Source organism: Catelliglobosispora koreensis DSM 44566 (assembly GCF_000379685.1).
Classification (GTDB): Bacteria; Actinomycetota; Actinomycetes; order Mycobacteriales; family Micromonosporaceae; genus Catelliglobosispora; species Catelliglobosispora koreensis.
On record NZ_KB903252.1, the window covers coordinates 167058 to 190507 of the forward strand.

General features: G+C 64.6%; 18 protein-coding genes. 5 read left to right on the plus strand and 13 right to left on the minus strand.

The annotated features are described in order from the left end of the window. Positions 1–50 precede the first annotated feature (50 nt). Positions 51–1532 (minus strand): 30S ribosomal protein S1, encoded by a 1482-nt coding sequence (gene rpsA / locus A3E1_RS0113010; RefSeq protein WP_020521208.1) that lies wholly within the window; start codon positions 1530–1532, stop codon positions 51–53. A 222-nt stretch (positions 1533–1754) separates the two neighbouring features. On the opposite strand from rpsA, the gene A3E1_RS0113015 reads away from it, so the two are divergent. Further along, a complete protein-coding gene (locus A3E1_RS0113015; RefSeq protein ID WP_020521209.1) occupies positions 1755–2555 on the plus strand; it encodes a class I SAM-dependent methyltransferase in 801 nt (266 codons plus the stop codon). On the opposite strand, the gene A3E1_RS0113020 is transcribed toward A3E1_RS0113015, so the two are convergent. Continuing rightward, entirely contained in the window at positions 2535–3020 is a 486-nt protein-coding gene (locus A3E1_RS0113020; RefSeq protein WP_020521210.1) for a hypothetical protein, read from the minus strand. The two genes, A3E1_RS0113015 and A3E1_RS0113020, sit on opposite strands and share 21 nt — an antisense overlap. A gap of 57 nt (positions 3021–3077) precedes the next feature. On the opposite strand from A3E1_RS0113020, the gene A3E1_RS0113025 reads away from it, so the two are divergent. The 3 genes from A3E1_RS0113025 (at position 3078) to A3E1_RS0113035 (ending at position 8091) form a co-directional block, all read left to right on the plus strand. After that, the gene (locus A3E1_RS0113025; RefSeq protein ID WP_020521211.1) at positions 3078–6092 is read left to right on the plus strand and encodes an AfsR/SARP family transcriptional regulator; all 3015 of its coding nucleotides are present in this window, start codon (positions 3078–3080) and stop codon (positions 6090–6092) included. A gap of 81 nt (positions 6093–6173) precedes the next feature. Continuing rightward, a complete protein-coding gene (locus A3E1_RS0113030; protein ID WP_020521212.1) occupies positions 6174–7118 on the plus strand; it encodes a transporter substrate-binding domain-containing protein in 945 nt (314 codons plus the stop codon). Then, entirely contained in the window at positions 7111–8091 is a 981-nt protein-coding gene (locus A3E1_RS0113035) for a hypothetical protein (protein ID WP_020521213.1), read from the plus strand. The genes A3E1_RS0113030 and A3E1_RS0113035 overlap by 8 nt, the downstream gene beginning before the upstream one ends. Positions 8092–8206: 115 nt before the next feature. Here the strand turns inward: A3E1_RS0113035 and polA are convergent, their stop codons facing one another. The 4 genes from polA to A3E1_RS0113055 are packed head-to-tail and all read right to left on the minus strand — an operon-like array spanning position 8207 to position 13506. Continuing rightward, on the minus strand, positions 8207–10882 hold the full coding sequence (gene polA, locus A3E1_RS0113040) for a DNA polymerase I (protein WP_020521214.1): 2676 nt from the start codon (positions 10880–10882) through the stop codon (positions 8207–8209). Positions 10883–10913: 31 nt separating this feature from the next. Further along, positions 10914–11681: an ATP-binding cassette domain-containing protein gene (locus A3E1_RS0113045; RefSeq protein ID WP_020521215.1), complete on the minus strand. Its 768-nt coding sequence runs from the start codon at positions 11679–11681 to the stop codon at positions 10914–10916. Next, positions 11678–12613 (minus strand): amino acid ABC transporter permease, encoded by a 936-nt coding sequence (locus tag A3E1_RS0113050; protein ID WP_020521216.1) that lies wholly within the window; start codon positions 12611–12613, stop codon positions 11678–11680. The genes A3E1_RS0113045 and A3E1_RS0113050 overlap by 4 nt, the downstream gene beginning before the upstream one ends. Continuing rightward, positions 12610–13506 (minus strand): ABC transporter substrate-binding protein, encoded by an 897-nt coding sequence (locus A3E1_RS0113055; protein ID WP_020521217.1) that lies wholly within the window; start codon positions 13504–13506, stop codon positions 12610–12612. Before A3E1_RS0113055 ends, A3E1_RS0113050 begins: the two co-directional genes overlap by 4 nt. Positions 13507–13662: 156 nt before the next feature. On the opposite strand from A3E1_RS0113055, the gene A3E1_RS0113060 reads away from it, so the two are divergent. Beyond that, positions 13663–16461: an AfsR/SARP family transcriptional regulator gene (locus A3E1_RS0113060; protein WP_026208381.1), complete on the plus strand. Its 2799-nt coding sequence runs from the start codon at positions 13663–13665 to the stop codon at positions 16459–16461. A 51-nt stretch (positions 16462–16512) separates the two neighbouring features. Here A3E1_RS0113060 and A3E1_RS0113065 read toward each other — a convergent pair whose 3' ends face one another. From A3E1_RS0113065 to A3E1_RS0113095, 7 genes are all read right to left on the minus strand, one after another. After that, positions 16513–17223: an ABC transporter ATP-binding protein gene (locus A3E1_RS0113065; RefSeq protein ID WP_020521219.1), complete on the minus strand. Its 711-nt coding sequence runs from the start codon at positions 17221–17223 to the stop codon at positions 16513–16515. After that, positions 17213–18100, minus strand: a complete 888-nt coding sequence (locus A3E1_RS0113070; protein WP_020521220.1) for an ABC transporter ATP-binding protein — start codon at positions 18098–18100, stop codon at positions 17213–17215. Before A3E1_RS0113070 ends, A3E1_RS0113065 begins: the two co-directional genes overlap by 11 nt. Next, the gene (locus A3E1_RS0113075; RefSeq protein ID WP_020521221.1) at positions 18093–19292 is read right to left on the minus strand and encodes a branched-chain amino acid ABC transporter permease; all 1200 of its coding nucleotides are present in this window, start codon (positions 19290–19292) and stop codon (positions 18093–18095) included. Before A3E1_RS0113075 ends, A3E1_RS0113070 begins: the two co-directional genes overlap by 8 nt. Then, complete coding sequence (locus tag A3E1_RS0113080; RefSeq protein WP_020521222.1) at positions 19289–20239, minus strand: branched-chain amino acid ABC transporter permease; 951 nt, start codon at positions 20237–20239, stop codon at positions 19289–19291. The genes A3E1_RS0113075 and A3E1_RS0113080 overlap by 4 nt, the downstream gene beginning before the upstream one ends. 71 nt (positions 20240–20310) lie before the next feature. Further along, entirely contained in the window at positions 20311–21465 is a 1155-nt protein-coding gene (locus A3E1_RS0113085) for a branched-chain amino acid ABC transporter substrate-binding protein (RefSeq protein ID WP_020521223.1), read from the minus strand. A gap of 162 nt (positions 21466–21627) precedes the next feature. Further along, positions 21628–22791 (minus strand): hypothetical protein, encoded by a 1164-nt coding sequence (locus tag A3E1_RS0113090; RefSeq protein ID WP_020521224.1) that lies wholly within the window; start codon positions 22789–22791, stop codon positions 21628–21630. 11 nt (positions 22792–22802) lie between these two features. Continuing rightward, positions 22803–23411: an ANTAR domain-containing response regulator gene (locus A3E1_RS0113095; protein ID WP_020521225.1), complete on the minus strand. Its 609-nt coding sequence runs from the start codon at positions 23409–23411 to the stop codon at positions 22803–22805. Between the last annotated feature and the right edge of the window lie 39 nt (positions 23412–23450).

The window sequence follows — 23450 nt, forward strand, 5'->3', positions numbered from 1 at the left end:
GCATGCGAAAGGCCCGCGGCAGTGCCGCGGGCCTTTCGGTTCACCAAGTGTTAGTTGCCGCCAGCGAGCTTCTCGCGCAGAGCCGCGAGAGCCTCGTCGGTGGCCAGGGTGCCACTCGGCTCCTCGGCCTTCTTCGCCTCGACCGGGGTCGAGGTGGAGACGTTGCCGGTAACCGGTGCCTCGGCAGCCGCGACAGCGTCGGCGGCACGCGAGGTCTGGACCTGCTTGGTGTGAGCTTCCCAGCGCGTGCGGGCGTCAGCGTATTGCTTCTCCCACAACTCGCGCTGCGAGTCGTATCCCTCAAGCCACTCGCCGGTCTCCGGGTCGAAGCCTTCGGGGTAGATGTAGTTGCCCTGCTCGTCGTAGGTCGCCGACATGCCGTAGAGGGTCGGGTCGAAGTGCTCTTCACCCTCGACGAAGCCCTCGTTGGCCTGCTTGAGCGACAGGCTGATCCGGCGGCGCTCAAGGTCGATGTCGATGACCTTGACCATCACGTCAGAACCGACCTGCACGACCTGCTCCGGGATCTCCACGTGGCGCTCGGCCAGCTCGGAGATGTGGACCAGACCCTCGATGCCGTCCTCGACGCGCACGAACGCACCGAACGGAACGAGCTTGGTGACCTTGCCCGGCACGATCTGGGTGATCGCGTGGGTGCGGGCGAACTGACGCCACGGGTCTTCCTGGGTCGCCTTCAGCGACAGGGAGACACGCTCGCGGTCGAGATCGACGTCGAGAACCTCGACCTCAACCTCGGTGCCGACCTCGACAACCTCGGACGGGTGGTCGATGTGCTTCCAGGACAGCTCGGAAACGTGGACGAGACCGTCGACGCCACCAAGGTCCACGAAGGCACCAAAGTTGACGATCGAGGAAACGACGCCCTTGCGAACCTGGCCCTTCTGCAACTTGTGCAGGAACTCGGTGCGCACCTCGGACTGAGTCTGCTCGAGGTAAGCACGGCGGGACAGGACCACGTTGTTGCGGTTCTTGTCCAGCTCGATGATCTTCGCCTCAAGCTCGCGGCCCACGTAAGGCTGCAGGTCGCGGACGCGGCGCATCTCGACCAGGGAGGCCGGCAGGAAGCCACGGAGACCGATGTCCAGGATGAGACCACCCTTGACGACCTCGATAACCGAGCCGCGGACGACGCCGTCGTCTTCCTTGATCTTCTCGATGGTGCCCCAGGCCCGCTCGTACTGCGCGCGCTTCTTGGACAGGATCAGCCGGCCTTCTTTGTCCTCCTTCTGGAGAACCAGGGCCTCGATGTGATCCCCGACCGTGACAACCTCAGCAGGATCCACGTCGTGCTTGATCGACAGCTCACGAGAAGGAATAACCCCCTCGGTCTTGTAGCCGATGTCGAGCAGGACTTCGTCCCGATCGACCTTGACGACGGTGCCTTCGACAATGTCGCCGTCATTGAAGTACTTGATGGTTTCGTCGATGGCGGCGAGGAAAGCTTCCTCAGAGCCGAGATCGTCGACGGTAACCTTGTTGGCGCTCGAGGTGGCCTCGATGCTGCTCGTCATGTGGACAGTTGCTCCGGTTGAATGGCGTCGTGCAGACTCCTGGGGACGCCCGTAGGTGACTGACCTATCTGCTCCCTGCTGAGATGGCCCCCAGCTCTCCCACCGATGGATGAGAAGCTGAACCCACGAACGCCGAAGCACAGCTTACCGTGCCTATTACCACATGGCGCAACCCCACCCCTGTGGTGACGCTCCTCTCTAACCGCCCATATCCTCGCTGGCGTGGAGCCAGGAGCAACGCGACGTGAGGTAACGGCCGCCGAGAACAGGCGCGCCTCGCGCGGCTGGTGGGACACGGATGCCGATAACTACCAGGAAGAACACGGCGATTTCCTCGGTGAGGTCGACTTCGTGTGGTGCCCGGAAGCGTTACGTGAACAGGACGCTCGCCTCCTCGGCGACGTTCGCGGTAAGCGAATTCTGGAACTCGGCTGCGGAGCCGCTTCCTCCGGGCGCTGGCTTGTTTCCCAGGGTGCTGAGGTGATTGGCCTAGACCTGTCCGCCGGCATGTTGCGCCACGCGGTTTCCCAAAACACTTCTTCGGGGGTACGCGTTCCGCTCGTTCAAGCCGACGCGACAGCGCTTCCCTTCCGCCCTCAGGCGTTCGACACCGTGTTCACCGCCTTCGGCGCCGTCCCGTTCATCGAAGACAGCGCCCGCGTCATGCGGGAGGTGTTCCGCGTGCTCAAGCCGGGCGGGAAATGGGTGTTCTCGGTCACGCACCCGATGCGGTGGATCTTCCTCGATGACCCGACCGAGCACGGTCTCGTGGCCGTGCACTCCTACTTCGACCGCCGTGCCTACGTCGAATACGACGAGACCGGTGCGGCGACCTATGTCGAGCACCACCGCACACTGGGCGACCGGATCAGGGAACTGCTCGCCGCGGGATTCGTGCTCGACGATCTCATCGAGCCGGAGTGGCCCGAGGGGCACGAGCAGATCTGGGGTCAGTGGTCTCCTCTGCGCGGCAAGCTTTTCCCCGGCACCGCGATCTTCGTGTCACACCGGCCGGCCGTTTAACGTCTCCCACAATTGCGTGCGCGTCCCGTTGGCTTCCAGCCGTTCCTGTGCCGCCATCACCGTTGACTGCTTGGGCAGCACCCAGCCGAAGCTGAAGATCAGGGCAGTGATGAAGCCGGGCAGGTAGAGCAGGAAGCTGCCATCCTGGACCGCGAGCGTCAGTCCCACCAGGGCAGCGGCTTCACTGACCGCCATGCCGGCCAAGACGCTCGCGCGCCACTTGCCTAAGGCCGCTGGCGTCGCCTCTTCGGTGGTGAGGCCAGCCGCAAGCGGCGTCAGGATAGAGCGCATCATGAAAACGGCAGCTAGCGGCAGCAGCAAAGCCGTGGCCACGGCGATGGTGAACAGCGTCTGGTTATGCACGGCGGTGTCCGGTGCGATCAGGTAGGCCACGGCGAGCATCAGCACGAGCCCGCCGTTGACCGCCAGAATCAGGAGCCGCATGACGCTCAGTGGAGTCTGCATGGCGAGATCGTACGGCCAGCACTCCAATCACGAGCATTCGCGACGTAGCGTGTAGGCGTGCTGTCGTACCGGGTCCTTGGCGAGCTGAGCATCAGTCGCGACGGGCAGCCTATTGAGCTGCCGACGCTGATGCTGCGCAAAGTCGCCGCGGTCCTGCTTTGTCACGCGGGCGAATACGTTTCGGCTGACGTGCTCGCCGACGCGATCTGGGAGGGCAGCCCGCCACCGACGGCCCGCAAGACGCTGCAGATCTATGTGCACCGGTTGCGGCGGGCGCTCGGCGGCGAGCACACGGTCGCCCGGGGACCGGTCGGCTACAAAGTCTCCCTAGATGACGCCGAAGTCGACGCCCTGACCTTCGCGTCGCTGCGCAAGCGGTCCGCTTGGGCGGAGGCGCTCGCGCTGTGGACGGGCCGCGCTTTCCAGGGCACGGGCGACTGCTCCTATGTGGACAAATTCGCTGCCGCGCTTGAGGAGCAGCGGGTGCAGACGGTGGAGCGGCTGGCTGACGGCGATCCCGGTTTGCTGGATGTGCTCACGGAACTGGCCGCGCAACATCCGTATCGGGAGTCGCTGCAAGCCAAGGTGATGCTGGCCTTGTTTCGCGCGGGCCGGCAGGCTGAGGCGCTGGAGCATTTCCAGACGGTCCGTGCCCGGCTCGCCGAAGACTTGGGTGTCGACCCGGGCCCAGAGCTGCGCCAGACACACGAAAGCTTGCTGCGCAACGACATCGCCGCGCCCAACTTCCTGCCAGCGGCGGTGACCGCCTTTACGGGCCGTGGCGCGGAACTCGCCTGGCTCTCGGGCACCACGGCCCCACTCGTGCTCATCAGCGGCGCGGGCGGGATGGGCAAGACCGCACTGGCCGTGCAGTGGGCCCGTCAGCAAGCGGCACGCTACCCCGACGGACAGCTTTACATCGACCTTCATGGCTACGATCCGGAGCAGCCACTCACGCCCCGGGAGGCGCTGACGCATTTGCTGCGTTGTCTCGGCGTACCAGCTGAACGAATTCCGGTTGAAACAGGGACCGCCGCGGCGCTTCTCCGGGCCGAATTCGCGGGCAAGCGGATGCTTCTCGTGCTCGACAACGCGCGCACGCTCGCCCAGATCCGGCCGCTGTTGCCGGGCGAGCCCGCCAGCCTGACCCTCATCACCAGCCGGGACCGGTTGTCCGGGCTGATTTCGCGGGAAGGCGCGCAGCGGCTGGTGCTGACTGTCCTATCCGGACCGGAGGCCATCGCGCTGCTGCGCCAAATCGCGGGCCCGCGTGTGACAGCCGAACCCGAAGCGGCGCAGGAGCTTTCCGAGCTGTGCTCACGGCTGCCGCTCGCCGTGCGCATCGCTGGGGCACACCTGGCCGATCAGCCGGCCCTGTCACTTCAGGATTATGTGGGCTATCTGCGTGCCTCAAACCGGGCCCGCGTGCTGAGCGTTCCGCATGACGAAAGCTTCGGTGTGCACGCTGTCATGGAACGGTCCTATGACACGCTTTCCGTTGGCGCCCAACGTGTTTTCCGGTTGCTCGGCTCGCTGCCGGCCGTGAGCTTCGGCTCCGAAGCCGTGGCCGCGCTGGCCAGGATCCCGCGGTCGCAGGCAGCGTCGCATCTGGAACATCTCGCCCAGACACATCTGCTGGAGCAGCGAGAGCCCGGGCGGTATACGTTCCACGACCTGTTGCGTGAGTTCGCCCGTGCGCTGCCTGAGGCGGAGCGGCCCGTCGCCTTGCAGCGCTACTACGACTGGCTGCTGATGATGACGAGCCAGTCCCGTGCGCTTCTCGCCCCTGGAGCCATCGGCCTGCCCGTGCCGGACTACGAGCACCGGGCGTTTTCCTCCCACGCCGAGGCCGTTGGCTGGCTCGACGCTGAGCGGGAGAACCTGCTGCCCGCGGTCGCCAGTGCCGATCAGCTCGGCCTCGGCGAGTTTGGCTGGCTCATCGCCGACAGCCTGCGCTCCTATCTGAAACTGCGCCGTCACATGGGTGACTGGCTGCAGATCGCGGTCGAGGGACTGGCCGCGGCTGTTGCCGCGCAAGACTTGCGGGCACAGTCGGGCTTGCTGAGCAATGTCGCGTCCGTGCACTACTACCTGTCCGAGTTCAAAGACGCGCTGAGGCACAGCGAGCAAGCCCTTGCCGCGGCGGAGGAATGCGGCTGGGTGGACGGGCAGACGCTGGCGCACAACGGCATCGGCGTGGTCCACCTCATGCAGGCGGAAATTCCTGAAGCCCGCGAAGCGTTCCAGACCGCGGCTGCCCTAGCGGAGTCAGCCGGGCACACCACCTTCGCCGCCACGCTGCTCAACAATCTCGCCTTCGTCGAACTGGACCGCGGCGATTTGCGGGAGGCGATGCGCCTGAGCGAACGTTCCCTGCACATGCACCAGGCGGCCGGGGCCAAGGTTTCCGCGACCTATGACTTGATCGCGCTCGCGTTCGGCCACCGCGATCTGGGCCAGCTCAACGAAGCCGTCGCCGCGGCGAACGCCGCCGCCGCCATGTTCGCCGAGCTCGGTGATATCGGCGGCATTGCCTCCACCAACGCCAGTCTGGCCTGGATTCTGTCCGAATCGGACGATTTCGCCAAGGGCCTGGCTATCGGCGAGGCCGCGCTGACCCAGTCACAGGAAGTCGGCAACGTTCGATCCGAAGGCGTCTCGAACTGCGCGCTCGCGGGCATCTCCCGCCGCATGGGCCTGCACGAGAGGTCGCTCAGCCACGCAGATCGCTCGCTGTCGCAAATGAAAGCGGTCGGCGAGACCCCCGGGCAGATCTATGCTCTGCTCGAACTGAGCCTCACCAAGCTCGCGCTCGGCCTGCCTGAAGACGCGATCGGCTATGCCCGCAGCGCGCACGATCTGGCCCAGGCTCGTGGACTGTCCAATCTGCACGGCCGGGCCCTGACCGTGCAGGCCCGGGCCCTGGCCGCGCAAGGCGCGCAAGCCGCGGCGCTTTCCGCCGCACGGCAAGCCGTAGCCATCTTCACCAGGACGGGAGAGAACCTTTACCGCCCTAGCGCCATGGCCATCGTGGAGGGGACCGCCCCCGTGACGGTCCAGCCCACGCCATAAGTTTGCCGGCCGGCGGTTGCACAATTCCTGCACGGCGTTCAAGGGCCCCACGGCATCGACAGCCACCGCTACAGTGAGGCGGTGTCGACCACCCTTCCCGTTTCCCGGGCACGATCCCGGCTGACCACGATCGCGGCGCTGATCAGCGTCCTCATCGTGGCCATGGCGGCCCAATGCCGGCCCGCCGCTGGGCAATCCGTCAAGGATTTCCGTGCCAAGTCGCCCACGCTGCAGCGTGCGGACAGCAGCCGCGTGCTGCGCATCGGCGTGACCGAGGAATATCCGCTGATGAGCATCTACGACAAGAACAGCACGGCGAAGGAAAGCCAGCGCTGGAGCGGATTCGACGTGGCGATCGCGCGCATGCTCGCCCGGGAACTCGGCTTCTCTCAGCCGGAGAATGTGCAGTTCGTTCCGATCACGACAGACAAGCGCATCCTTTCGCTGCAAAACGGTGATGTGCACCTAGTGGTGGCCGACTTCACGATGACCGACGAAAGGCGCAAGCACATCAGGTTCGCGGGGCCTTATCTGGTGACCACCCCAGAGGTGATGATCCGCAAGGAAGACCTGGGCCGGATTCGCAACATCGACGACCTGCGCAAGGCGAAGGTGTGCACCACCGGCGCCTCAACAACGGCTGACATGCTGGAGGCCGAGCACGTACCGCATACCAAAGTCGCGCGTGGTGCCGAGTGCGCCGCAGGACTCAAGACGGGTCAGTTCGACGCCCACTGCACCGACGAGGTCGTCATCGCGGGCTTCCTGCGCGGGGACGACACCCTGGCCAAAGTGGACATGCCCTTCACACAAACCGAGCCGCTCGGGATCGGGTTGCCGCTAGACGACCCCTACCTTGAGGCGTTGCTGGCGCACTATCTGCGCAAACAGCTCGCCCTCGGTTCAGCTAGCGAATGGCAGGCCGCCTACAACGCCTTCCTGACCGCCTCGCTCGGCCCGAAGGAACAGCCTCAGCTGCTGCCCGGATACCCCGAACTCGTCGACCAAGAGAACAGCCGTGGTTAAAGAGGGCAAGGATAACGAAGCATTTTGGACGGTCGCGATCGGCTTGCCCGTGCTGCTGTCCGTGCTGCGGTTGTGGGTCGAAGCCGGCGGTGAACTGCAAACCACCCTGCTACTCGTGGAACACATCGATCCGGTGAACCTGGTCGCCGCGATGGTCGCCACCGCCACCTGGCTCGTGACCGCCATGTTCGTCGCCGCGCTTGCCCTTGGCGGCGTCCTGAACGCCAGTGGCGAAGCGGGACAAGGGTTCTGGCTCGCCCGCTGGGCGGCCAGGGCACCCCTTTGGCTCAAGGCCGGCAGCTTCGCGCTCGCCGCGATCACGTGGCAAGTGCTTTACCTTCCCTTGCTGGTACTCGCCGCCTGTGCCGCGTATCAGTTGCGCCCGAGGGGCTGGCCGGGATGGCTGGCCGTCACCGGATTAGCGGCCGCCTATGGCTATCTGATCGGTCCAGTCGTCGCCGACGCGTGGCGGCTGGGTCCCTCGGTCTACGTCATGACCTACGTCCTGTTGCTTGTGCCGCCTTTGCTCAGCCTCGTCATCGCCGGCCCGCTCGCGCCCGGTGCCGTGCGCCCCATCGCGATTGTGACCCCGCTCGCGTCGGCTTTTCTGCTGGCCTGGATCGCCGTGCCGCTTGTGCAAACGCCCATCCTGCCGCACACGGTCACGATGATTAGCGCGCCGCCTGACCAATCGCCAGGCGCACCGAAATACATCGGTGGGCACATCGTCACGAGCGACAACACGCACACCGCCATCCTCGCGCAGCAGGGCGGCATCACTTATGTGCGCAACGAGCGCATTGAGGCGCAATACCTGTGCCCCACGGACGAGGAGTTCCCCCGCTATCCCCTGCGGATCCACCGCGCGGGACTCAGCATCGAACTGGAGCACTCCGTCTTGCGCGGCCTTGGCCGCGCCAACCGCGCCGGAACGCCCCTTCACCCCGCCTGCCGCGTGCCCGCCGGCAAGTGAACCGGCGCTCTGCGGTCAAACCCGCCGTGCCGCTGGCGGGAGCGGCGCTTCGCCGCAGGGGGCAGCGCGGCGAACCGGAGCTTCAGCCACCGTGTCGCTGGTCATCGCCGCAGGCTCAGTGTTCGGCGCTGTCCCAGTCGCGTCCGACGCCGACGGACACCTCAAGTGCGACGGTGAGGTCGTATGCGCCGCCCATTTCTTTGCGCACCAGCGCTTCCAGCTGTTCGCGCTCGCCGGTGGCGACTTCGAAGACCAGTTCATCGTGCACCTGCAGCAGCATCCGGGAACGCATTTCGCTGTCGCGCAGCGCTTTGTCGACGCGGAGCATCGCCACCTTGATGATGTCAGCGGCTGATCCCTGAATCGGCGCGTTGAGCGCCATCCGCTCGGCCATCTCGCGGCGCATCCGGTTGTCGCTGTTGAGGTCGGGCAGATAACGGCGGCGTCCCAGCACGGTCGCCGTGAAGTCGTCACGCCGGGCTTGAGCCACCACCGAGTGCAGATAGTCGCGTACTCCGCCGAACCGGGCGAAGTAGTCCTCCATCAGCCCGTTGGCTTCCGCCGTGGTGATGCCCAGCTGCTGCGACAGGCCATAGGCGGACAGCCCATAGGCCAGGCCGTACGACATCGCCTTGATCTTGCGACGGTGGTCAGCCGTAACATCCTTGGTGTCAAAGACTTTCGAGGCGATCGTCGTGTGCAGGTCTTCACCTTCGCGGAACGCCTCGATGAGTCCTTCGTCGCCGGACAGGTGGGCCATGATGCGCATCTCGATCTGGCTGTAGTCGGCGCTCATCAGTGACTCGAAGCCCTCGCCCACGATGAAGGCCCGGCGGATGCGCCGCCCCTCCTCCGTGCGGATCGGGACGTTTTGCAGGTTCGGGTCGGTGCTCGACAGCCGGCCCGTCGCCGCCACGGTTTGGTAGAACGTGGTGTGGATGCGCCCGTCATCACTGACAGACTTGAGCAGACCGTCCACTGTGGACTTCAGCTTGGCCACGTCGCGGTGGCGCAGCAGGTGTTCGAGCACGGGATCGCCGGTCTGCGCGTAGAGACCTTGCAGTGAGTCGGCGTCAGTGGTGTACCCCGTTTTGATTTTCTTGGTCTTCGGCAGTTTGCGTTCCTCGAACAGGATCTCCTGCAACTGCTTCGGTGAGCCCAGGTTGAACTCGCGCCCAACGATCGAATAAGCCGACTGCGCGGCCGCTTTCACCTCACCGGCGAAGAACGCCTCCAGCTCGGAAAGATAGTGCGTGTCGGCGGCGATGCCGGTGCGTTCCATCCGGGCCAGCACGTGCACCAGGGGCAGCTCAACCTCTTGCAGCAGCCGGTTGCCACCGTTTTCCCCGGCCTTGTCCAGCTCTGCGGCGAGCGCGTCCACCAGATCGAGCGTCGCCCGAGCGCGCAGCATGAGGCTTTCTTCGGCTTCGGTGTCGCCACCGTCGCCGAAATCCAGCGCCAGCTGGCCGTTGCCGGAAGCGGTCTCGGCCCGCAACTCGCGGTGCAGGTAACGCAAAGCAAGGTCGGCCAGGTCATAGGAACGCTGATCGGGCCGGGCCAGATAAGCGGCCAGGGCCGTGTCGCTGGACAGCCCCTGCAGATCCCAGCCGCGGGCGGCGAAAGCCAGCATCGCGGGCTTGGAATCGTGAATCACCTTGGGCTTCGCGGGATCGCTGAGCCACTGGGCGACGGCGGCCTCATCGTCACTGTCCAACGCGGACGGATCGAACCACGCCGCCTGATGCTCCCCGGCCACGGCGACGCCGGTGAGGTTGCCGGTGCCACGGCCGAAGGTGCCGCTGACGGCGATGCCCACGGGACTGCCCGCGTTGGCCTCGAGCCAGCGCTTCACCGCACCCGGCTCGCGCAGCACGGCACCGTCCACTTCGAACCCGGACTCCGCCTCGGGCTCGTTGGTCTCCAGGTATTGATAGAGGCGGTCACGCAGCACGCGGAACTCAAGGGCGTCAAAGACCCGCGCCACGGCTTCGCGGTCCCATCCGGACCACTTGCTCTCGTCAACGGACAGCGGCACGCTGAGGTCGTCGAGCAGCCGGTTCAGGTCGTAGTTGCGGATCACCCCGGCCAGGTGCTCGCGCAGACTGTCGCCGACCTTGCCCTTGATCTGGTCGGCGTGCTCGATGACACCCTCGACACCGTTGTATTGCACGATCCACTTAGCCGCTGTCTTAGGCCCCACGCCTGGAACACCGGGCAGGTTGTCGCTGGACTCCCCCACGAGTGCCGCTAGATCACGGTATTGCGCCGGCGACACACCGTATTTCTCCGTCACCGCCGCTGGCGTCATGCGGAACAGCTCGGACACGCCACGCACCGGATAGAGCAAGGTGACGTTGTCATTGACGAGCTGCATCGCGTCACGGTCGCCGCTGGTGATGAGCACTTTGAACCCGGCCTCGGAGGCTTGGCGCGACATCGTGGCGATGATGTCGTCGGCCTCGTAACCCTCCATCTGCACGTGGCGGATCTTCAGCGCGTCAAGCACCTCTTGCACGAGGCTGACCTGGCCCTTGAAATCTTGCGGCGTCTCGCTGCGGCCTGCCTTGTATTCGGTGTATTTCTCGGTGCGAAACGACTGCCGCGACACGTCGAAAGCCACCGCGATGTGGGTTGGTTTCTCGTCGCGCAACACGTTGATCAGCATCGAGGTAAAGCCATAGACGGCGTTCGTGTGCTGACCCGTGGTCGTCGAGAAGTTTTCCACCGGAAGGGCGAAGAATGCCCGGTATGCCAGTGAGTGTCCGTCGAGAAGCAACAGGGTCTGAGTCACCTGTGCAGCTTATGCCTTGGGTCTGACAGCTTCAGAGGACCCGCCCCAGGAACTCTCGTGTCCGCGGATGCTGGGGATTCGCGATGACATCACGCGGTTTGCCCGACTCCACGATCAGGCCATCGTCCATGAACACGAGCTGGTCTCCGACCTCGCGGGCGAAGCCGATCTCATGGGTCACGACCACCATCGTCATCCCGGCTTTGGCCAGGTCTTTCATCGCCTCAAGCACTTCGCCGACCAGTTCCGGGTCCAGCGCGCTCGTGGGCTCGTCGAACAACATCAGCTTCGGCCGCATCGCCAGCGCCCGCGCGATCGCGACCCGCTGCTGCTGCCCGCCGGAGAGCTGATTCGGGTAACTGTCCACTTTGGACGCCAAGCCGACCCGGCTCAGGAACTCAAGGGCGTCTTTGCGCGCCTGCTGTTTCGGCTGCCCCGCGACTTGCACCGGCGCTTCCATCACGTTTTCCAGCGCGGTCAAGTGCGGGAAGAGGTTGAACCGCTGAAACACCATGCCGATCTGCCGGCGCTGCCGCGCGACCTGCTTCTCGTGCAGCTCATAGAGTTTTTCACCCCTTTGGGCGTACCCGATGAGTTCTCCATCAACCCAAATGCGGCCTGAATTGATCTTCTCCAGATGGTTCACGCACCGCAGAAAGGTGCTCTTTCCTGACCCTGACGGGCCGATCACGACACACACCTGGCCCTGCGGCACGACCAGGTCGATGCCCTTGAGGACTTCAAGGCGCCCGAAACGTTTGTGCACGCCTTCGGCTTTGACCATCTCTGTCATCGTCATGTGAGCTTTCCGCCTTGCTCGCCCGCCAGGCCCTGCAAGCGAATCTTCGCGCGGGCGTCCTGACTTGTGCCGCGGGCGTAGTAACGCTCCAGGAAGTGCTGTCCCACCAGCAAAACGCTGACCAGGATGAGGTACCAGATAACCGCCGCCACATACATCGGAAAGATCTGGAACGTGCGCTTGCCGATGGCGTCGAGCTGGAAGAACAGCTCTGTGGTCACCGGCACCGCGATCAGCAGTGACGTGTCTTTAAGCATCGCGATGGTTTCGTTGCCGGTCGGCGGGATGATGACCCGCATCGCTTGCGGCAAAACGATTCTGCGCAGTGTCTTGGCGCGGCTCATGCCGAGCGCGGTCGCGGCTTCCTGCTGTCCGGGGTCAACCGACAGCATGCCGGCGCGCACGATCTCGGCCATGTAGGCCGCCTCCGATAAGGCGAGTCCCACAACGCCGACGGCCAGACCGCGCAGCAGATCGTTGACGTCGAACCCGAACACCCGCAGGCGCAGGTCCTGCACGCCGAAGAGGTTGCCCAGCTGATCGTCAAACGGGAACCCGAACTCCAGGCGTGACCACAGGACGCCGAGACTGCCAAGCAGCGTCAGCAAGACGAGCCGTGGGATGGCCCGGAAGAACCACGTATAGAACCAGGAAACGATGCGCAGCACCGGATTTTCCGATAGGCGGGCGATCGCCACGACGATGCCGAGCAGGATGCCGAAGACCATGGACAGCACCGTGACGACGATCGTGCCCCACAGCCCGCGCAGCACCGGTGCGTCAAACAGGTGCTGGAACAAGAACTTCCAGTTGAACGCCTTGTTCGTGATCAGCAGGTGCAGGAACTGGGCGACCAGAACGGCGATGATCCCGATCGCCACCCATCGCCACGGGTGGCGGACCGGGACCGCCTTGATTTCCTCAGGTTTCACGGGTTGATCTTTGACTCCGAAATAGACCCCTGATCCACGCCCCACGCCTTGAGGACCTCGGCGTACTGCCCGTCTTTGATGAGCGCGTTGACCGCCGCCATCACCGCGTCGGCGAAGGCTTGCTGGTCTTTGCTGACGACGTAGCCATAGGGCGCGGCTTCGAAGACCTCGCCCAGCAGCTCCAGCTGACCGCCGGACTGCTTGACCGCATAGGCGCTGACCGGCGAGTCGGCCAGCATCGCGTCGTTCTTCCCGGACACGACCGCGTTAGCCGCCTGATCCTGGCCGGGATACTGATCGATCGTGATGGCTTGCTTGCCTGCGGCCACGCAAGCCTCCGACCGCTTCGTCAGGTCGCCCACCTGAACCGTATCCCGTTGCACCGCAAGCTTTTTGCCGCACAGATCGTCGATGTTGACGTTGTTCGGGTTGTCCTTCTTGACCGCGAACTGACTGCCCGCCTCAAAATACGACACCATCAGCGCCTGTTCTTTGCGCTCGGGGTTGATGGTGATGGAGGAGACCCCGATCTCGTACTTTCCACTTGAGACACCGGGGATGATGTCGCCAAAGGTGCCGGGCTGGAATTCCGCCGTCAGCCCGAGCTTCGCCGCGACCGCCCGGAACAGGTCGACGTCAAAGCCGATCACCGTTTTGCCGTCAACGTCGAGGAACTCATTGGGTGCGTAGGTCGCCTCGGTTCCGGCGAGGATCTTGCCATCGGCTTTGATCGCGTCAGGAACCATCGCGGCGAGGGCCGCATCGGCGGCAATGCTCGGCACCGCGCTGGCCGGCGTGCCGGTTCCGGTGCCGTCATCGCCGCCGCAGCCGGAAATTCCCAGCGTCGCTGCCAGCACCACTACGCTCAGCCACTTTTGTCCCTTTTGCACCATCGCACATTAGCTGGAGCCGATCACGAAACGCCTACCCCCGTGGCGGCGTGTCGCTAGAGCTCGCAGGATCCGCGAATTGCGGCCATCATCGTCCTGCCCGGTTGCCATAAAGTTGCCACTGCGTAGGCCCTGGTCACTAACCCCTAGGAGGTGCCGGTGCAGTTCGAGCTCCTCGGTCCCATGCGCATCGTCGCTACCGACGGCGGCCTCCGGCTGCTGGAACGCCGGCGCGACCGGGAGGTTCTTGCCGTTCTCCTGCTGGAACCAGGCAAGGCGGTCTCGGTCGACCGGCTCATCGACCTGTTGTGGGATGGCGCTCCGCCGGCTCTAGCGCGGCGAGCGGTGCAGGCGCACATCGCCCGGATCAAGACCGCCGTGGGCACACTGATCAGCCGCTCAGGCGACGGCTACGTGATCGATGTCGATCCGCAAGCCGTTGACGCCCATAGATTCGTGGACCTGACGGTCCGTGCGGCGGGCATCGCGCTGCAGGAACGGGCCGACTTACTCAGCCAGGCACTCGGGATGTGGCGCGGGCCGATGCTGGTCGATGCCGCGAACAGCCGCCTGCGCGACCGGCTTTGCCTGAGTTTCGAGGAACTCAAGCTCAAGACCCTCGAAGACTGGCTCGACGCTGAACTCTCGCTTGGCCACCACTCAGAGCGCATTCCCGATCTGGCGACGGCGTGCGCGGCACACCCGGACCGGCAACGCCTTGCGGGCCTTCACATGCTGGCGCTCTACCGCTGCGGGCGGGCCGCGGCGGCCAGCGACGTCTACACCACATTTCGCCGGCACCTGGCCGACGCGACCGGTTTGGAGCCGAGTGCTTCCCTGCACGACCTGCACTTGCGGATTCTGCGTGGCGACTCCTCGCTGATGGCACCGGCCTCGTCTGCAGCCGGGCCGCCATCGTCGCTTCCCCGAGATGTTCCTGGCTTCGCCGGGCGTACGGCCGAGCTCGCGGAACTGGACGCTTATGCCAGCCAGGAAGCCAGTCGTGCGGCGGCGATTCTGGTGACCGGAGTTCCCGGCATCGGCAAGACGGCACTAGCCGTGCACTGGGCGCACCAAGCCGCGGCACGCTTTCCCGACGGCCAGCTTTACGTCAGCCTGCGTGGGCAAGACACGTCGCGTGCGCTGCGGCCTGGCGACGCCATCACGCGCCTGCTACGCCAGCTGGGCCGGCCCACCGACGGTCTGTCCGATGAAGACGAAGCCGTGGCGGCATACCGCATCGCCTTGTCGGGCAAGCGCGTCCTCGTGGTGCTCGATAATTCGCTCAACCCTGAGCAAGTACGCCCTCTGCTCCCGCCAGCGGCCGGCAGCCTCGCGCTCGTCACCAGCCGCAGCCGCCTGCAGGGCCTCGTGGCCACCGACAGCGCGCGGCGGCTGATGCTCGGCGCTCTCCCCCGCCCCGACGCGCTCCGCTTACTCACCGCCATGCTCGGTGCCGCCACGGAACCGTCGGCATTGGACAGGCTGGCCAGCGTCTGTGGCGACCACCCGCTCGCGCTACGAATCGCGGCCGCGCACCTCGCCGACCGGGAACAGCTCACGGTCACGGCCTATCTCGCCAGCCTCGCGGCGGGCCGTCTTGAGGCACTGTCGTTACCAGACGATCCGTCGACTGGGGTCCGTGCTGTGTTCAGCCAGGCATTCGAAAGCCTCCCACTGGCGAGCCAGCGCGCCTTCGCGCTCCTGGGTGCCTTCGACGGCACGCACTACACCACCGATTCGGCTGGCGCCCTGTGGAACACCAGCGCCCAGGAGACACAGTCCATTTTGGACAGTCTGCTCGACATGCACCTGCTCGCCGAGACCCGGCCCGGCCTGTTCGAGGTGCACGATCTGCTGCACGATTTCGCCTCCATGCTGACCAGCGACGAAGACACCAGCGCCCGTGAACGTCTCGTCGCGCACCTGCGCCAGCAAGCCGAAGCCAACAACGCCATCATCAGCGCCGAGGTCCAGGGCTCCCTTGCCGAGGCGATGGACTGGATGGAGCAAGAGCGCGCGAACCTCATCGAGGCGATCACCGTCGCGACCGCCAACGCGTGGACGGACACCGCGTGCCAGCTGGTGCTGTCGCTGTGGCGCTTCTTCCACTACGCCGGGCACACCGGCGACTGGATTCGCACCGCTGACCTGGTTCTGCAATCGGGCGGAGACGCCCTGGACCCAGCCTCCGGCGCGGCGATGCTGAACACCCTTGGCGGCGCCTATCTGAAGGCCGGTCACTACGACCTCGCGATCGACATGCACACCAAGTGCGTCGAGATCCGCGAACGCCTCGGAGACTACGCCGGCGCCTCGCGGACGTATGCCAACCTCGCCCTATCGCATGAGCACCAAGGAAGGTACGAGGCCGCGCTAAAGAACGCTCAGACAGCGATGGCGATGGCTAGCAAGGCTGGCGACCACCACTTCGAGGCGCTGCTCGTTAGCGGCAGCCTCACGAATGTGTACCAGGCGATGGGGCAGCATCAGCTCGCCATGGACACCATTGTCGAGTGGCTGCCCCGGATCCGGGCCGTGCTAGACGAGCGGCACTTGGCGCTGACGCTCCTCAACCTAGGTGAAGCCGAACGCCTGCTAGGCAAGACCGATGACGCGTTCACTCACGTGACCGAAGCGATCGCCATGAACCGGGCAGGCGGAAACCGTCACGGCGAGGCGGTCGCGATAGGCGTGCTCGGGTGCATCCACCGGGATAGGGGCGACACCGCCAAAGGCGTGGAACTACTGGAGCAGTGCCTGGAAATGGTGCGCAAGGTCGGGATGCGCGCCGAAGAATGCCGCGCTCTCAACGACCTCGCCGAAACGATGCTTCTGCTCGGCGACACGCAACGCGCCCGTGAGCTTTACCAAGCCAGCTTCGACCTCGCAGCGAAGCTCAAATCCACGTCGCTGCAACAGATCGCCGCGAGTGGTCTCACCGCGGCATCGTCCTAAAAGGACGGTGCCCGGCCGACTGTCGTCCACCGGGCACCGCGAGGTTTGAACTTAGGCCACGCCGAGGTAGGCGGCCTTGACCGCCGGGTCGTGCAGGAGGTCCTGCCCGGTCCCTTCCTTGACGATGTTGCCGGTTTCCAGGACGTAGGCCCGGTGTGCCCGCGACAGTGCCTGCTGAGCGTTCTGCTCCACCACGAGCACGGTGGTTCCCTGCTCGTTGATCTCCGTGATGATGCTGAAGATCTGCTGGATCAGCATGGGCGCCAGACCCATCGACGGCTCATCGAGCAACAGCAGCTTCGGGCGGCTCATGAGTGCCCGGCCGACGGCGAGCATCTGCTGCTCTCCACCGGACAGGGTGCCGCCGTTTTGCTTGATGCGCTCTTGCAACCGCGGGAACAAGGTGAGCACCCGTTCCATGTCCTCGGCGATGCCCGCCGCATCGCGACGGGTGTAGGCACCCATGTCCAGGTTCTCGCGCACCGTCATGCCCGGGAAGACTCCCCGGCCTTCAGGTGACTGCCCGATGCCCCGGATCACGCGCAAGTCGGCGCGCACGTTGGTGATGTCCTCACCGTTGAACCGGATGCGCCCGCTCGAAACCGGCCGCAGACCCGAGATCGCCCGCATGGTCGTCGTCTTGCCAGCACCGTTGGCGCCAATGAGGGCAACGACTTCACCCTCGTTGACGTTGAGGCTGATCCCGTGCAGGGCCTGAATCCGCCCGTAGTGCAGCGTGACGTTGTCAATCTCAAGCAGCATCGGGAACTCCCAGGTATGCGGCGATCACCTTCGGGTTGTCCCGGACTTCCGCCGGAGCTCCGTCCGCGATCTTACGGCCGAACTCCAGCACCACGATCCGGTCCGTCACTCCCATGACCAATCGCATGTCGTGCTCGATGAGAAGGACGGTCACGCCGGTGTCACGGATCTTCTTGATGAGATCCATGAGCTCCACCTTCTCAGCCGGGTTGAACCCAGCCGCCGGCTCATCGAGACACAGGAGTTTCGGCTCGGTCGCCAAGGCACGGGCGATTTCCAGCCGGCGCTGCGAACCATAAGGCAGGTTGCGTGCCTGCTCGTTCGCGGCGCGCTCGATACCACAGAAGTGCATCAGCTCCAGAGCTTTGCGCTCTGCCGCCCGCTCCTCCTGCATGTGCCGCGAGACGCCGAAGAACTTGGCAGCACTCCGCTTGAACTCCTGCCAAGAGCGGTCAGGGCCGCCCTTCGCGCGCACCTCTGGCAGATCCTCCTCGTGACCCCAGCGGCGCGGCAGGCCAAACAGTGCGCCTGGCGCACTGACCTTGTGCCGGGAGTCGGTGCCGACCAGGACGTTTTCCAGAGCGGTCATCTCCGGGAAGAGACGAATGTTCTGGAACGTCCGGGCGATCCCCGAGTGGTTGATCTCGTAGGGCTTCTTGCCACTGACCGTCTGCCCATCGAAGACAACCTGACCCGACGTCGGCCGGTAGACACCTGTCATCGCGTTGAAACAGGTCGTCTTACCGGCACCGTTCGGGCCGATGAGGCCCAGGATCTCGCCCTGGTACAGGTCGAAGCTGACGCTATCGAGAGCGACAACGCCGCCGAATTTCAGCGTGACGTTATCGACCTTGAGCAGCACACTGCGCTCAGCCATTGACTGGTACCTCCTGTGCGCGGTCTTTCAGCTCGCGGGCCCGGCGCTTACTGGGCAGCAGGCCCTGCGGGCGCAGGATCATCACTACCACCATCGCGAGACCGAAGAGCAGGTAACGGAACTCCGCCGGGTCCTGGAACCGTTCCGGCAGGAACTCCAGCGCACCGAGACTGCGCAGCCGCTCCGGCAGGTAGGTCAGCAGGATGGCACCGAGGGCGGCACCCGCCATGTTGCCCGCTCCACCGACGACGACCATCGCCACGAACAGGATCGACAGGTTGACGTTGAACTGACTCGGGTCGATGAACGCTTGCTGGCTCGCGAAGAGCAAACCAGAAAGGCCACCGATGGCCGCGCCGATCGCGAACGCCCACAGCTTGAACTTGAAGCCGTGCACACCCATGACAGCGGCGGCGTCCTCGTCTTCGCGGATAGCCAGCCACGAACGGCCGACCCGGCTGTTCTCCAGCCGCCGCACAGCGAGAATCACCACCAGCACGGCTACCAGCGCCAGCCAGTACCACCATTTCTGGTCGAGGATGCTGAAGTACTTGTTCTGAGCGTTAGGCGCGCCTTCCGGACCCGGAATCGCGGTAATGCCGTCGGGCCCACCGGTGATCGTGGAGTTACGCGCGATGATCCGGATGATCTCACCGAACCCGAGCGTCACGATCGCGAGGTAGTCACCCCTTAGCCGCAGGGTCGGCCAACCCAGCAGCACACCGGAGAACATCGTCAGCACGATGGCCAGCAGGATGCACCACGACCAGGCCAGAGCCCAGTCCGGAGCCAGATCGAAGTTTGCCCGCAGGAGCTTGACCACCGGCGACTGCTGCGACCCGAACAGGGCCACGCTGTAGGCACCGATGGCGAAGAAGCCGACATAACCGAGGTCGAGCAAACCCGCGAGTCCAACCACGACGTTGAGGCCAAGGGCAATCAGCACGAAGACCGCGCAGCGGAACAGGATGGAATCCCAGTCGGATCCACCCACCCCGACGTCAGTCCGCAAGAACCCAAGCCCGGGGATCTCCAGATTGGTACCTGGGATGTTGCCGAGTTCGGGAAGGTAGAACAGGAAGATGACACCGCCCATGATCCAGAAGAACCGGCTCCAGCCAGGCAGCCCGTTCCAGCGGTCGGCGAAGGACCTCTTCTTCTTCTTGGTCACAGTGTTCTCGTTCGCCGTCATGCGCGTGCCCTTCCCAGAGACTCGCCAAGGAGACCGGTCGGCCGGAACATGAGGACAACCACCAGCACGATGAACGCGAAGACGTCTTCCCACTTCGACGCGGTCAGGGTCGCGAAGTAAACCTCGATGACGCCGAGCAGCAGACCGCCAACGAGAGCGCCACGGAGGTTACCGATCCCGCCGAGCACGGCGGCGGTGAACGCCTTGAGGCCGATCACGAAACCGATATCGAACCTGGTGAAGCCGTAACGCATGTTCCACAGCACCGCCGCGACACCGGCCATCAGACCGCCGAGCGCGAAGATCAGCACGATCACGCGGTCCTTGTTCACGCCCATCAGAGCGGCCGTGTCAGGATTCTGCGCCACCGCCCGGACGCCCCGGCCGTACCGCGTCTTGTTAATGAACTGATCCAGACCGATCATCATCAAGAACGCCGCGGCCAAAACGATGAGCTGCAGGTTGGTGATCTCCACCCCGAGGAAATCGATAGCGATCGACTGGTTGAGGATCGTCGGCATACCTTGGATCTTGCGTTCACCGTTACCGGTGAAGATGCCGAAGATTTCCGTCAGCGACAGCGAGACACCGATCGCGGTAATCAGGAAGACCAGCGATGGTGCGTTCTTGCGCCGTAGGTGCCGGTAGGCCACCAGCTCTACGAGTACCGCGGTGCCGCCCGAAGCGGCCGCTCCAACCAGTCCACCAAGGACTAGCAAAAGTATGGCGATCCCAATTGACGGGGTGTTGCCCGCTCCGATCCCAATCCATGTCCACATGACGGCGAACGTGCCGACCATGAACACCTCGGAGTGAGCAAAGTTGATCAGGCGCAGAACGCCGTAAACCAAGGTGTAACCAAGTGCCACGAGGGCGTAGATCGCGCCTTTGGCAAGGCCGTCGACCGTGTGCTGACCGATATGATCGAATAGCGCGTCGAAGTTCACGAATATGCTCCCTTAACCGAACGCGGCAGGAGAGAGGTTGTTCCCCTCCCCTGCCGCATTTCAGTTATCGCTTAGCCCAGCTTGATTTCGGTCTTCGGCGTCAGCACGCCGCCCTTGATCTCGTAGGCCCAGACAACGACGTTCGCCTTGTCGACCTCACCGGTCGCGTCGAACTTAATCTTCTTGGACAGACCCTGCTCGTTGTAGGCGTCAACCCACGCGAGCATGTCAGCACGAGTCACCTTGCCGGCCTTGAAGCCCGACAGGAAGACCGTCGCGGCGTCCCAGCCCTCAGCCGTGTAAGCGCCCGGGTCCTTGCCGTACTCCGCCTTGAAGTCAGCGGCGAAGGTGCCGCCAGCCTTCTCAGCCGGGATACACGGGCAGGTCACGATCGCACCTTCGGCAGCGGTGCCAGCACCACTCGCGAACGCCGGGTCGTACACGCCGTCGAAGCCGACGAACGGAACGGTGATGCCAGCGGCACGGATCTGCTTGAGCAGCGGAGCACCTTCACCGGTGTAACCGGCGAAAGCGATAGCGTCGACACCCGCGACACCCTTGATCTTGGAGATCGTGGCGTCGAAGTTGGCCTGAGCCTTCTGGACGGTGTCTTCGCCGGCCTTCAGCGCGCCGAGGCCCGACTTGACGACGTCAGAGATGCCCTTGCCATAGGTGGAGCCATCATCGATAACGAAAACCTTGGTGGCCTTGACGGTGTCCTTGAAGTACTTGACCGCGGCCTCGCCCTGGGTGGTGTCGTTTCCGTTCACCCGGTGGAATGACTTGTTGCCGGTCTTGGTCAGGTCCGGGTTGGTCGCCGACTGGCTGACCATCACGAGGCCAGCGGCTTCGTAGATGGGCATGGTCGCCTTGCTCTCACCGGAGAAGGCACCACCGATGACACCGATGAACGAAGCGTCCGGTGCGATCTTGTTAGCAACCGGGGTCGCCTGCGCGGGGTCACCCTGCGTGTCGAACTCAACGAGCTCGACCTTGCAGTTCGGGTTCGCAGCCGCGAACTTCTTGAATGCCAGCTTGGCCGCGTCCCGCGAGGGCAGCACAGCGCCGGCGTCAGCACCGGTCAGGGCGCCCATGAAGGCGATCTTGCCTTCACACTTGGCGGCTTCGTTGGTGCCAGTGCCCTCTTTTTGGCAGGCAGCAGCACCCAGAACAAGCGCCGCAGCGGCGATTACGCCACCGAGCGAACGAGCAAACTTACGGCTCACTGCTTTTTCCTCCTCCGAATGCAGGCGAGTCAGCAGAACAGACCTGGGCGTCAAAATGCCCGTACGCCTACCCAGCAGGAACCGCACGCCTGCGTTGCGGCCCGTGAGCCCGGAGATTACTCCACCCGAAATCCGTAGTGGAAGGGAAGGAGCCCTTGCGTATCAAAACGTTACCGAGACGGCTCCGAACCATGCCTTTCCGTGCTCGCCATCATCGATTAACAGCAGACTACGCTGGTCAGAGCCGTTAATCGAGATAGTTCGCTCAGCACCTACCGGTGTGGCGGATGGCAACTGGACCTTCCGCCATTTACGTCCGTCCGCAGAGCCCCAAACTTCGTGGTCGTGGCCCGTCGCCCCGGCCACCAAGAGCCCGCCAGCCGCAGGAGCCAGGGACTTGACGCTCGGGGCGGCTGAGCCGCCCAAGGAGGAGAAGGCGCCGGTCTTCTCCCAGCTAGCCCCGTTGAGCCGCCACGCGCCGAAGGACTTTCCGTCCAGGCCGGCCGACCAGATTTCGCCGCCTCGGACCAGGACGCGTTGTAACTCTTCGTAACCGTCGGTCCCGGCGATGACGGTCCGCTGCCACGTCTTGCCGTCGGGGCTTGTCCACGCCATCGGGTCCCGGTCGATGCGGCCTTTCGGCAGGAAACCGCCCACGACCAGCCATCCGCTATTGGCGTAAACGCCATCTGCCGCCCACGTCTCGCCACGGGCGTCGGAAGCGAGCTCAGGGGCACCTTCGACGATGGTGAACTCCGTGGCATCCGGCGACAGCCAGACGGCCGAACCGGGTGTCCGGTTACCCACGATCAGCCAGCTCGACGGGCCGGGAACCATCCGGGCCACGTTCATGTAGTTCGGGCCGTTATATAACTCGAAATGCGAGACGACTTCGGTAAGCGAGCCATCGGTTCCCTGATACCAGGTGCTCACGCGCGGATTGCCATGCGCGCCGCCCGTCTTGCTGCCGATGACGGCGATCTTCCCGTCCTTGCAGCCCGCCGAGTAGAGAATGCTGCGCTCGCCGTAATACGTCTTGGGGTTCATCGGCACGGTCTGCCACTGATTGCCATCGGGAGACGACCAGACCACCGGCCGTGTCTCCTCGCCGGGCGGCAGGACAGCTCCCACGATGTACCACCGGCCGGCGCACTGAACCGATTCGCGCACCATGATCCGGCCAGTCACGCCCTGTGGAAGCGGAAGGCTGACCTCCTGCCAGGACGTCTGAATGAGCGTGTCCGGCTGCTGAGCGTCACCGCTCTCGCAGCCGGACACCAAAGTAATGAGCGCAAGGAACGAGGCAAGCACGCGGCCGGGACGCATACTTGCGGATTCTACGAACCTTCGGCTTGCTCCGCTTCCTCGATAATGCGCTCGGCGACTTCACGCATCGTCAAACGGTGATCCATGGCGTTGCGCTGAATCCACTTGAAAGCCTGCGGTTCGGTCATGCCGAACTGGGTCATGAGCGTGCCCTTGGCCCGTTCCACGGCTTTGCGTGTCTCCAGGCGGTCCGTCAGGCCGGCGACCTCAGCTTCGAGCGCGGCCACCTCCGAGAACCGCGACATCGCGATCTCGATCGCCGGAACCAGGTCGCTCTGCTGGAACGGCTTGACCAAATAGGCCATCGCTCCCGCCGCGCGCGCCCGCTCGACCAGATCACGCTGGCTGAACGCCGTCAGGATGATGACCGGCGCGATCCGGGCGCCAGCGATCTTCTCCGCCGCCGCGAGGCCGTCCATGATCGGCATCTTGATATCGAGGATGCATAGGTCGGGACGCAGCTCCTCAGCGAGCCGCACCGCCGTCTCCCCATCGCCAGCCTCGCCGACCACGTCGTAGCCTTCCTCGCCCAGCATTTCGGCAAGGTCGAGCCGGATCAGGGCCTCATCCTCTGCGATCAGCACCCGCTTGCGCGCCGAACCCGCCTGCACCTCGGTCACCTGCTACACCCCACACACCAGAACGTCGTTGCCTACCCG